At 40.2% G+C, this 10,577-nt stretch carries 9 protein-coding genes; 7 read left to right on the top strand and 2 right to left on the bottom strand.

The features are described from left to right. Positions 1–657 precede the first annotated feature (657 nt). Together GCA01S_RS19725 and pdxR are read right to left on the bottom strand one after the other, a co-directional pair. The gene (locus GCA01S_RS19725) at positions 658–813 is read right to left on the bottom strand and encodes a YjcZ family sporulation protein (RefSeq protein ID WP_017437171.1); all 156 of its coding nucleotides are present in this window, start codon (positions 811–813) and stop codon (positions 658–660) included. Between the two features lie 250 nt (positions 814–1,063). Beyond that, positions 1,064–2,515, bottom strand: a complete 1,452-nt coding sequence (gene pdxR / locus GCA01S_RS17995) for a MocR-like pyridoxine biosynthesis transcription factor PdxR (RefSeq protein WP_042412118.1) — start codon at positions 2,513–2,515, stop codon at positions 1,064–1,066. Between the two features lie 230 nt (positions 2,516–2,745). On the opposite strand from pdxR, the gene GCA01S_RS17990 reads away from it, so the two are divergent. From GCA01S_RS17990 to GCA01S_RS17960, 7 genes are all read left to right on the top strand, one after another. Further along, on the top strand, positions 2,746–3,366 hold the full coding sequence (locus GCA01S_RS17990) for a LysE/ArgO family amino acid transporter (protein ID WP_042412116.1): 621 nt from the start codon (positions 2,746–2,748) through the stop codon (positions 3,364–3,366). 254 nt (positions 3,367–3,620) lie between these two features. Then, positions 3,621–4,760, top strand: a complete 1,140-nt coding sequence (locus GCA01S_RS17985; protein ID WP_042412115.1) for an aminotransferase class V-fold PLP-dependent enzyme — start codon at positions 3,621–3,623, stop codon at positions 4,758–4,760. A gap of 232 nt (positions 4,761–4,992) precedes the next feature. Continuing rightward, positions 4,993–5,121, top strand: coding sequence for a hypothetical protein (locus tag GCA01S_RS21150; protein ID WP_255212308.1), 129 nt, complete (start codon positions 4,993–4,995; stop codon positions 5,119–5,121). A gap of 21 nt (positions 5,122–5,142) precedes the next feature. Next, the gene (locus GCA01S_RS17975; RefSeq protein ID WP_042412112.1) at positions 5,143–6,009 is read left to right on the top strand and encodes a GNAT family N-acetyltransferase; all 867 of its coding nucleotides are present in this window, start codon (positions 5,143–5,145) and stop codon (positions 6,007–6,009) included. Positions 6,010–6,592: 583 nt separating this feature from the next. Then, the gene (gene sbnA, locus GCA01S_RS17970; protein WP_153018003.1) at positions 6,593–7,579 is read left to right on the top strand and encodes a 2,3-diaminopropionate biosynthesis protein SbnA; all 987 of its coding nucleotides are present in this window, start codon (positions 6,593–6,595) and stop codon (positions 7,577–7,579) included. Positions 7,580–7,597: 18 nt separating this feature from the next. Then, on the top strand, positions 7,598–8,653 hold the full coding sequence (sbnB, locus tag GCA01S_RS17965) for a 2,3-diaminopropionate biosynthesis protein SbnB (protein ID WP_042412108.1): 1,056 nt from the start codon (positions 7,598–7,600) through the stop codon (positions 8,651–8,653). Positions 8,654–8,694: 41 nt separating this feature from the next. Continuing rightward, positions 8,695–10,536 (top strand): IucA/IucC family protein, encoded by a 1,842-nt coding sequence (locus tag GCA01S_RS17960; RefSeq protein WP_017437163.1) that lies wholly within the window; start codon positions 8,695–8,697, stop codon positions 10,534–10,536. The last annotated feature ends 41 nt before the right edge of the window (positions 10,537–10,577 follow it).

The raw sequence follows: 10,577 nt of genomic DNA, 5'->3' as shown, positions 1-10,577 counted from the left end.
CAGGAATGCTCCTTCTTTATTTTTAAATAAGAACGTGCTGCAAAACATATAACGTATGAATCATGCACATAAAAGCCCGCCGCCTTGTAAATCGTATACAGTGATCAAAAACAAAGGATGGACATGATCATGATTTTTAATTTAGTTACAGAACATGCAATAAATCATAGAGGAATACACAAGTATGGAGAATCCGAATTGTTTACATAGGCTACAGCTACCTGTTATCAAGGAAAATTGGTTCATCTTCAAGTTGAAACCGATAAGTCACTTGAAGAAATACTTCAAGTACTGGAAATAACGCCTACAAAAGACATCAAAGTGGAAACCCAGAATTGGGGAGATACATTTGTACACGATATGACGTTTAATAAGACATTCGATGATTCTAATCTTACTGTTTTACCAAACGAATGAAATGAATGAAGCCTACTCACTTTGAGTAGGCTCTTTTTGTTCATAAAAATAAGAAGGCGAAGCAAGGCTCCGCCTTTTTAATTTGGCCTGTTAAATTCCGGTGTTGAGTTTTAGACCACACAAAAAGATTGAAATAAATCAGTCTTTTTGTGTGTCTTGTTCAACCATGGCACTCGTAGTTCAACAATTAACGGGAGTGTAAGCATTTAGCAATTCTCCAATCCTCATAAGAAGGGGGAATTACCAGAATCCAAATCCTGGTCCATAACCACCGCAGCCATATCCATATCCTCTACCAAAGCCGCCGATCATACAGCCACAGCCAACAATTATTAACAAGATGAACAGAACGACGATTAATGCAAAGCCAGCACCTGCATATCCTCCAGCACTCATTTAATGACACCTCCATTTATTTGTCTTCAGTTTATAATATGGGACTTTTTATCAGTTTGATTGGGCTTACATAATTTTCCGCGAATGCGGATGGTTTGTTATTCATTGTTCATTTTCTCTAGGGTTTCTGACGAACAACAGGTGCAGCCTCTATCTAGGGCAATTTGGTAAACTTGTCTATACCTTTTTAGTAATGTCGCATACAGTACTAAAAGTGAATCCAAGTTTGGATTTTTTACGCGACAAAAGGTTATGAGATCAGCTGCCGAATCACTTTCGAAAGACGAAAGATCCCTTTGTTCAAGTCAGATAAAGAAGCATAGGAATAAGAAAGTCGAAGGTACTGGGTCGCATGGTGATCATAGACATTTCCCGGATTCAATAAAATTCCCCGCTCTAATGTCTTTTCGAAAAGTTCTCGTATAGAAAGCGAAGGCAATAAGCGTAACCATATATAAAAACCACCCTTGGGAACAGACCACGTCGCAATGTCGGCAAGATGCTTCTGCAATGAATCGATCATCACCTCTCTGCGAATCTTCAATTCTTTTCTGACCTCTTCCAGATGTTGATGATAGAGCCCGCTTGATAGCCATTCCGCAACAGCCCACTGAGACAAGGAACTGGATCCGTAATCGGTTTGCATTTTAATATCCGCCAATCGTTCAATGACAGGCTTCGGTCCGACTACCCAGCCGATTCGCAAACCTGGGCTCAATGTTTTCGATATGCTGCCCAGATATAGAACAAGCCCATTTTTGTCGAGGGCTTTCAAAGGTGGGGGAGGCGGCGAATCGAGCCAGAGTTCCCGATATACGTCATCTTCAATAATCGGCAGCCGCTCCTGTTCACATACGTCAATCAGTTCTCTTCGTCTTTCTTCGGACATTAAGATTCCCGTTGGATTATGGAAGGACGGGATCGTATAAAGTAACGCAGCATTTTGCCGCTTTTTTTGTTCCTTAATCGTTTTTGTTTGAACCCCGTTTTCATCCAAAGGAAGTCCGAATAATCGCATCCCGGCAGATTGAAACACATGCAGGGAATACAGATACGATGGCCTTTCCAGAAAGATCGTAGACCCTTGCTGTAATAGACCTATTGAAATCAATTGCAATGCTTGCAAGGCACCTGACACAATTAAAATGGAAGACGGGGAAGCCTCGATCCCGATGGTTTTTAAATACCCGCTAAGTTGTTCCCTAAGAAAAAGCAACCCTTTCGGTTCTTCGTAGCCAAGTGAATCAATGCGGTCCGACAACCGGTTAAATACTTGTTTCATCATCTTACGTGGAAACAAATCAGGAGAAAGCTCCCCTGTTCCCAACCGGATGATATTTGGATCAAACTCTGCTTTGTTGATTTCCTGTATCGTAGGCAAATTGGGGCGATGGATCCCTGCTTGCACATAGGAGTTCCAATCAGGGGGCGGGGTAGAGGTCATCAAGGACCACGTATTGTTAATCACCTTTGTACCGCTCCCGCTTTTCCCTTCCAGCAATCCTTCTGCGATCAATTCTTCCAAAGCCGCAACGATCGTGCTGCGATTCACTCCCAATGCTTGGGCTAATGTGCGTTGGGGAGGGATTTTCGTCCCTACGGTCCATTCTCCTATTTCAATCTTTTCTTTTATATATTCTTTGATCTGGATATAGAGGGGAGTTGGAGACGATTTGTCCGGTTTCCAATCTAATTCAATCATGAAAAATCTCTCCCGTGTAAAATGGATTGATATTTGGGTTTGAGATTTCTTGCTACATCGTCTGACTTGACTTCGACGATATAACCAAGCTGATTACATTTCTTTCTTTCCCAAAATTCTTGTTTCGATTATACAATTTGGTTGGTATAAAATCCATCCAATTGGTTGGAGACAATGATCGATATCCGAGTATAATTGTATTCATACGACACGCAATAGAAGGGATTGGAATGGCAGAGGCCTTCATTCACGGATTTATTCTTTCGTTTGGACTCATTCTTCCTCTTGGCGTCCAAAACGTTTTTGTCTTTAATCAAGGGGCCCTTCAGAAACGCTTTATCCATGTACTCCCGGTCGTTCTTACTGCTTCGCTGTGCGATACGCTTTTAATCACCCTTGCTGTTTTCGGGGTATCTCTGGTGATCCTAGGCTCGTTTTGGATCAAAACGATACTATTGAGTGTCGGAATAGTGTTTTTGCTATATATGGGGTGGAGTACCTGGAAAAGTACCCCTGAAAATAGCAACAACGAAAATACAGCCAAAGAAAATTTTACTCCCCTCAAACAAATTGCGTTTTCGGCATCGGTCTCGCTGCTGAATCCTCATGCGATCATGGACACAGTAGGGGTGATCGGGACCAGTTCGCTTCAATACAATGGATCGGAAAAAATCGCTTTTGCACTTGCTTCCATTCTAGTTTCTTGGATCTGGTTCACGGGACTGGCTGTGGCAGGACGAATAACAGGGGAGCTGGATAAATCTGGGCGGTTGATGATGGTCCTCAATAGGATTTCTGCGCTAGTGATGTGGGGAGCGGCGATTTATATTGGATTCACACTGGTGAAATAAAAGCCGGGGTTTCGGATGATCGCGTGGAAATGTGAAGGAATAGAGGTTTCATTCTTCCCCGCCGGTGATACATTAGGGATGATTACTTTTTCAACTATCGGTAGTATGGTATAACGTAATTTTAAATGATTCTTGTAAAGTCATTTTAACGTAGTAATAACTAGAAAGGGGGATCAAGTGTTATTGTTGACTATAATAGGGAGGCCAAGCAACCAAGAGAAACTGTTTACTCGGATCGAAAGGGGGAACTAAGTTTGGATCATCCGTATGCTAGTTACCGTTCCTTATTTCCTGTTTTAGCTTCTAAGATCCACCTTGCGAGCTGTTCACAAGGCGCAATATCAAAAACGGTTTCCGAAGCTATGGAAGAGTACCTGAATAGTTTACTGACGACGGGGGTTAATTGGAGTCAATCAATCCAAGAAGTCGAAAAAGCAAAAAAAGGTTTTGCGAAATTAATTGGTGCTGAACCTAATGAAATTGCTGTATTAGGGTCAGTCTCTGACATTTTTTCCACTATTGCCACCTCTCTTTCTTTTGAAAAAGGGAAAAATAAAATTGTTACGACAGACATGGACTTTCCAACCGTAGGTCATGTATGGCTTGCCCAGCGGAAGTTTGGTGCGAACGTGAGTTTTATCCCCTCACAGCAGGAGGTCATCCCTATAGAATATTACGAACGTTTTGTAACGTCTGATACGCTCATTACATCCATTTCCCATATTTGTTATTTCAATGGATTCAAACAAGACATTAAAGCTATTGCAGAAATTGTTCATCGTAAAGGTTCTCTTTTATTTGTTGATGCTTACCAATCAGCAGGACAGGTCCCCATTGATGTCAAGAAAATGGATATTGACATATTGGCGGCAGGAACTAGGAAATACATGTTAGGTATTCCGGGGATGGCCTTCTTATATATGAAAACCGAACTTGCAGAAAAATGGAAGCCGCGTGTAACAGGATGGTTTGGCCAGGCAAATCATTCGAAATTCGATATTCATCAACTAACACCAGCGCCTGGAGCACGTCGTTTTGAGACCGGGACACCATCTTTTATCAGCGCTTATGCAGCTACGGCCGCTATTCGTTTGCTTCTTGAAATAGGAGTGGAGAATATATCTTCTTATTTAAATGAATTAGCTCAATTCACATTAGATTATGGACAAGAAAAAGGATTACAAGTTGTCGGGCCTCTATCTGCTGATCAACGAGGCGCCATGACCGCTTTTTATGCAGAAAATGCTGGGCAGATAGAATCCATAATGAAAGAAAGAAATATTATTGTTTCTGCCAGAAACGATGTGATCCGAATTGCTCCTCATTTCTACAATACGAAGGATGAAATTCGGCAGGCAATTGACGAGCTAGCAACGGTTCTTAATACTAAGTAACGGGTAGCTTGACAAGATGGACATTAGGGGGAAACTGGCATGAACAAGGTACCAAAAAGAGTCGCAACTTTTCCAGTCTTCTATGTGTGGTTTAACATGTCCACCGATTCCTCTCCCACCTCTAAACAGAGTGTAGGTGGGAGAGGTTCATACGGACAAAAGAAAGATTTGCAAGAATCGATTCTTTCCTTTACGAATAGATGCAAATATTCCATTTAAGGGATACACTCCCATGTTTCCATTGATTTCTGCACTAATAAAGACAGCGTTTAACGTTGCCCTTGTCGGCGGTGCATACCGAATGGAAAGCTTTATAGCGGAGTTTTCTAACTTGCTTCTAATGAAGTTAAAGAAGAAGTAAATTAAAAGTTTCAAAAGGGGAATGGGCATGAAAGGACCGTCCGTTAACTTAGTAACATTTGGTTATGAAGATATTCCAGAATTGATATTGCTATCAGCATCAGTGGGATGGGATTATGATGAACATGAAATTCGAACAATGATGAAATCAGGGAAAATATATGGGCATAAAAACGAAGAAGGGAAAGTTGTATCAAGTGCGGCTATAATCCCTTATGATACTTCTTTAGCTTCTATTGGAATGGTCATCGTTCATGAAGAATATAGGGGGATGGGGCTTGGAAAAATAGTTACCCGAGCTTGTATAAATACCGTTTCAAAAGATACTGCTATTATGCTTATTGCAACGGAACAAGGAAAACCTTTATATGAAAAAATGGGTTTCAGCGTCGTTGATTGTGTCCATAAATATCTTTGCGATCATTACATACCTGTTCGTTCAATCAATAAAATGGATATTGAAATCAATACCTTTAGCCAAGAAGATGTAACGCAAATGATAAAATTGGACGAGAAAGCTGTTGGAGCTAAAAGAAGTAAGTTTCTTGTTAATAGGATTGAACAAGCAAAAGAATGTTTAGTAGTGAAAGATAGTAACGGAACAATCATCGGTTATGGACTTTCCATCTTGGGACCTATCAACCTAATCTTAGGTCCAATTGTAGCTCCTAATTTCGAAATAGCTTCTTTGTTGATAGATGAATTGGCTCGCAATCACCAAGGAAGATTAAGAATTGATGTTCCGTCAGGACACGAAGAGTTTATGTTATTTTTGGAGCAACGCGGTTTTTATAAAGTAAGTCAACCTCCAATCATGATCATGAATGCAAAGCAATTACCTCGACGAAATGGGACATTATATGGAATCGCTGCACAGGTGTTTGGATGATTTTTATGTAGAATTGCGAATGATATCTCTGTGCAAACGCTGCTTCTGATCCGGGGTGGTAGATGGTTGACGAGTTTGGATTATTGTATTCTGAAGGAAAACTCGGAGGTATTGGTTAAATGTTTTGATGAAAAAAGAGAAGGCCTGTGCCGGCCTTCTCTTTTTGTGTGTTTATCCCCCCATCATGCGAGCCAAATAAAAACCCCAGACACCTAAAGAACGAAGACTACTTTAATAGGACAGCAAGCGATAAGAGGATAAAAAAGGTTAGTGTTGGATTCACTTCTATAACGGAACATAAACGTAATAGATATGATGATACCAACAACGAAAAAAGGGGCCACACTAGCCATAAAGTACCAAAAGGGAACCGGCAACCCATATTACACAAAGTCAATCGTTTGACAAGTACATTTTATGGTGATGAACCAAAAAATAATAAAAAAACCAAATTTTTTTAAATTATATATTGACAATGAAACTCATTTTCAATTAATATTTAAATACGATAATGATTATTTTTCTCAATTAGTGTTCAGCTATGAAAATAATAATCATTTTCTTTTATGCAGGAGGTGAAAAAATGTTACATAACGTAGCAGCAGAAATTGGACACAACATGTTAAGGCAATCTGTTATTGAATGTATAGGAAACACGCCGCTCGTTTCACTCAATCGTTTGTTTCCGCCAAAGGAGGTGCAAGTCTTTGCAAAATTAGAATACATGAATCCTGGTGGAAGTATGAAAGATCGCCCAGCCCGTTTCATTATTGAGCAAGGACTAAAAGCTGGAACCATTACTCCGGATACCCATATTGTGGAAAGTACGTCTGGTAATTTAGGAATTGCCTTAGCGATGGTGGCGAGAGTGTATAATTTACAGCTTACATGTGTGGTGGATCCCAAAATCTCCCCAGCAAATCTCAATATTTTAAAGCAGTTTGGTGCGAATGTTGTAATGGTTACTGAAAAGGATGAACATGGAGGCTATCTAAAAACACGCATTCAGAAAGTGAAGGAAATCATTCAGGAGAATCCTAAAACTTTGTGGATTAACCAATACGCAAATGAAAACAACTGGAGGGCTCACTACTATGGGGCTGGAAGTGAATTAGTAGACCAATTGCCCGATGGTATTGATTACTTTGTGGCGCCTGTGAGTACCACTGGAAGCATTATGGGGATTAGCAGGAGATTAAGGGAGAGATTTCCAAAATTGAAAGTGATTGCTGTAGATGCTGTCGGCTCGATTATTTTTAACGCGCCTCCAGCAAATCGAGAAATACCGGGAATAGGAGCAAGCCGCGTTCCTGAGATTTTGAATCGTGATGAAATAGACGATGTCATCTATGTAAATGATTATGAATCGGCAATTGGTTGTAGAAAACTTTTGCAAACAGAAGGGATTTTTGCAGGGGGATCTTCCGGTTCGGTTGTTGCTGCTATTGAAAAATTGATTCCTCATCTTCATCATACAAAACTGGTAACGATATTCCCGGATCGTGGAGACCGTTACTTAGATTTGGTTTATAACGATGAATGGCTATCTCGATTAAAGAAAAAGAATTGATTAGGGAGGATTGTGAAAATGTTAATACATAAAGAACAAAAACAGCCGTCTAATAAAAGCGTTCCCCAGCCTAGGCTACTCTATCTAAATAAAGAAGATATTGCTAGAGTCGGGGGAGATACATCCGATTTATATGTAAATGCCATTACTGATGTGCTATGCTTACACGCCCAAAAACAATTTGTCCAACCGTTAAAACCTTATTTACGCACAGAAGGAAAAGAAGGGCATATTGCTGATCGAATTATTGCAATGCCTGCATATATCGGCGGGGAACATCCTGTTTCTGGAATAAAATGGATTGGAAGCAAACATGATAATCCAACATTGCGAGGGCTTGAGCGGGCAAGCGGCTTAATCATTTTAAATGATCCGAGTACAAATTATCCAATAGCAGTGCTGGAAGCAAGCTTAATCAACAGTATGCGTACAGCAGCAGTGAGTGTTGTAGCAGCCAAACATCTTGCTAAGAAAGGGTTTAAAACAGTCGCAATCATTGGATGCGGCTTGATTGCACGTAAGCAAGTACAATCCATGCTTGAACAATTCCCGCAAATCACATCCATTTACCTTTATGATCTTTATCCAGCTGCAGCTATTAAGCTTGCAGAGGACATGAAAGAATTATTTCCTCATGTTTCATTTATCATTGAAAATTCTGCTGAAAAAGCGGTTAGACAAGGAGAAGTTATTATCCCGTGCACTGTTACTGATCAGCCATATATTCAATATGATTGGCTTCAAAAAGGAGCATTTATTAGCAATATTTCCATTATGGATGTTCAAAAGGAAGTGTTTTTAAAAGCAGATAAAGTTATTGTTGATGATTGGGAACAAGCAAACCGTGAAAAGAAAGTCATACATCAGCTCGTGCTTGAAGGTAAATTTTCAAAAGAGCAATTATATGCCGAGTTAGGAGATATTGTGATTGGAAAGAAAGTAGGGCGCGAGAATGATGAAGAAATCATTATTCTCAACCCGATGGGGATGGCGATAGAAGATATTGCGTGCGCGTACGCTATATATCAACGAGCAGTGAACATGCAAATTGGTACAACATTATCACTATATTAATTCAATGAACCGCATACAGAAAGGAGCAGATATTTGTACATATGCATCTCACCGAACGACAAGATGCTGTTACTAATGCCCGTGCATCTCGGCGAATATTAAAAGAGTTAATCGATGCTTTCCTGTTGGAAGATCTTTTTAGCTTTTCGACAAAAGGGAAAATAGTTGATATCTCTGAAAAAGAGTACTACTGCCATATCTCACTACAATCAGATGAGATGCTGTACGAAGTGCCATTAAATAAAGAAAAATCATTTGTTTTTACAGTGCGTCGCTCTGTTTTACAACCTTATCGTATGTCCCAGAATGAAGTATATCTTATTGACAAACCATCCAAACTCATGCAATCGATGGAGCCGCTGGATGTTATAAAAGCGCTAATGGATTTAGCATCTGATTTTCATCCTTATCCAACAGAAAAACTGGAACGTTTTTGTGAGGAGATATCAACGGCCATCCAACAAACCGCTTTAGCGATGGAAGCAAATGAATCTTTGCCAGAAAAGTATGATTTATCGTTGCTGCATACTGAACGAATTGCTTCTTTCAGAGATCGTCCATTTCACCCGACAGCCAAAGCAAAAATGGGATGGAATGCAGAGGAATACAGGAAATATAGCCCCGAATACAGCCGCGAAATTAAGCTGAAATGGGTTGCTCTTCATCGTGCGTATATCAGAAGTGGAACAAATGCCGATGAAGCGCTATTGTGGCAATTGCTTCAGGAAGAAGAGAAAAAAAGATTGAACGATGCGTTTGATAAGGCCGGCGTTTCTAAATCAGATTATATGGCTTTCCCTATTCATCCATGGCAGAAACAGCATGTTTTGTCCGACTTGTACCGTAACGAAATAGATCAAAAGATTTGTGTTCCACTTTCAGTAGAAACAGGGGGAATGGTTGCAACATCTTCGCTGCGGTCCCTTGCCCATCTAGAGCAAAGGCGTTTTCACCTAAAGCTTCCGATCGGGATATATTCCCTCGGAGCGTCGCGGCTTCTTCCCCCACGCTACTTTATAAATGGAGAAAAGGGGCAACAATTGCTTCAGAGGGTGAAAGAGAAAAACAAGGAAATAGATAAGCAACTATTTCTATGTAACGAGATACATTGGTGGACGTTTCGAAATAAGGGAAACGATTTGTTTTCTGATAAACCGGGACACTTGGCTTTTCAGATTCGAGAGTATCCGAAGGAATTAAACGATTCATCTGATATTTCACTGCTGCCCATGGCCGCTTTCGCCAATAACTACCTAAGAGGACATCGTCATCCATTTGCATTATGGTTAAACAAAAAAGGCAAAGATCTAACTAGTGAGAATATCCGTCTGCTATTCAGGGAATTATGTGAAGCATTTTTTCAATTATCTCTTCGTCTGCTTAGCTATGGAATTATGCCTGAGCTACATGGGCAGAACGTTGTGCTTATCTTAGACAAATACCGCTTAAAAGGATTTTTGTTAAGAGATCATGATACGGTAAGAATTTTCCCAAGATGGATGGAAACGAAGGGATTAAATGATCCAGAATATGTGATCCGAAAAGATACGCCAAATACACTGATTCATCAGTCACCAGAATCATTTCTTGCATACTTTCAAACTTTAGGAATTCAAGTGAACTTATATTCGATTGTCGATGCATTAAGTACTAGTTATGGGATAGATGAATTTGAATTTTGGCAAGAAGTAAAAGAGAGCTTTATTCAAACATTATGCGAAATCGATATCCCTGATGAACATCGGAGTATCATCCATGAACTTTTCTTTCAACGGAAAAGCTGGCCGGTCAAGAAAGTGCTTCATCCATTGCTAATGCGGACAGGAAGTGGTGGAGGAAGTATGCCTTCAAGCATCGGAACCATTCGAAATCCATTTCAATGACGATGGGGGTCTTTGTCAAACATGATAAAGGAGCATTCCTG

Source organism: Parageobacillus caldoxylosilyticus NBRC 107762 (genome assembly GCF_000632715.1).
Classification (GTDB): Bacteria; Bacillota; Bacilli; order Bacillales; family Anoxybacillaceae; genus Saccharococcus; species Saccharococcus caldoxylosilyticus.
Note: the sequence above shows the minus strand (reverse complement) of the source record. Positions and strands in the feature narration are given on the sequence as shown.

Bases quoted from the DNA above. Each gene is read 5' to 3' on its own strand.
- sbnA (WP_153018003.1), top strand. From the start codon at position 6,593: ATGTTACATAACGTAGCAGCAGAAATTGGACACAACATGTTAAGGCAA.
- GCA01S_RS17960 (WP_017437163.1), top strand. From the start codon at position 8,695: ATGCATCTCACCGAACGACAAGATGCTGTTACTAATGCCCGTGCATCT.
- GCA01S_RS21150 (WP_255212308.1), top strand. From the start codon at position 4,993: ATGTTTCCATTGATTTCTGCACTAATAAAGACAGCGTTTAACGTTGCC.
- sbnB (WP_042412108.1), top strand. From the start codon at position 7,598: ATGTTAATACATAAAGAACAAAAACAGCCGTCTAATAAAAGCGTTCCC.
- GCA01S_RS17975 (WP_042412112.1), top strand. From the start codon at position 5,143: ATGGGCATGAAAGGACCGTCCGTTAACTTAGTAACATTTGGTTATGAA.
- pdxR (WP_042412118.1), bottom strand. From the start codon at position 2,515: ATGATTGAATTAGATTGGAAACCGGACAAATCGTCTCCAACTCCCCTC.
- GCA01S_RS19725 (WP_017437171.1), bottom strand. From the start codon at position 813: ATGAGTGCTGGAGGATATGCAGGTGCTGGCTTTGCATTAATCGTCGTT.
- GCA01S_RS17990 (WP_042412116.1), top strand. From the start codon at position 2,746: ATGGCAGAGGCCTTCATTCACGGATTTATTCTTTCGTTTGGACTCATT.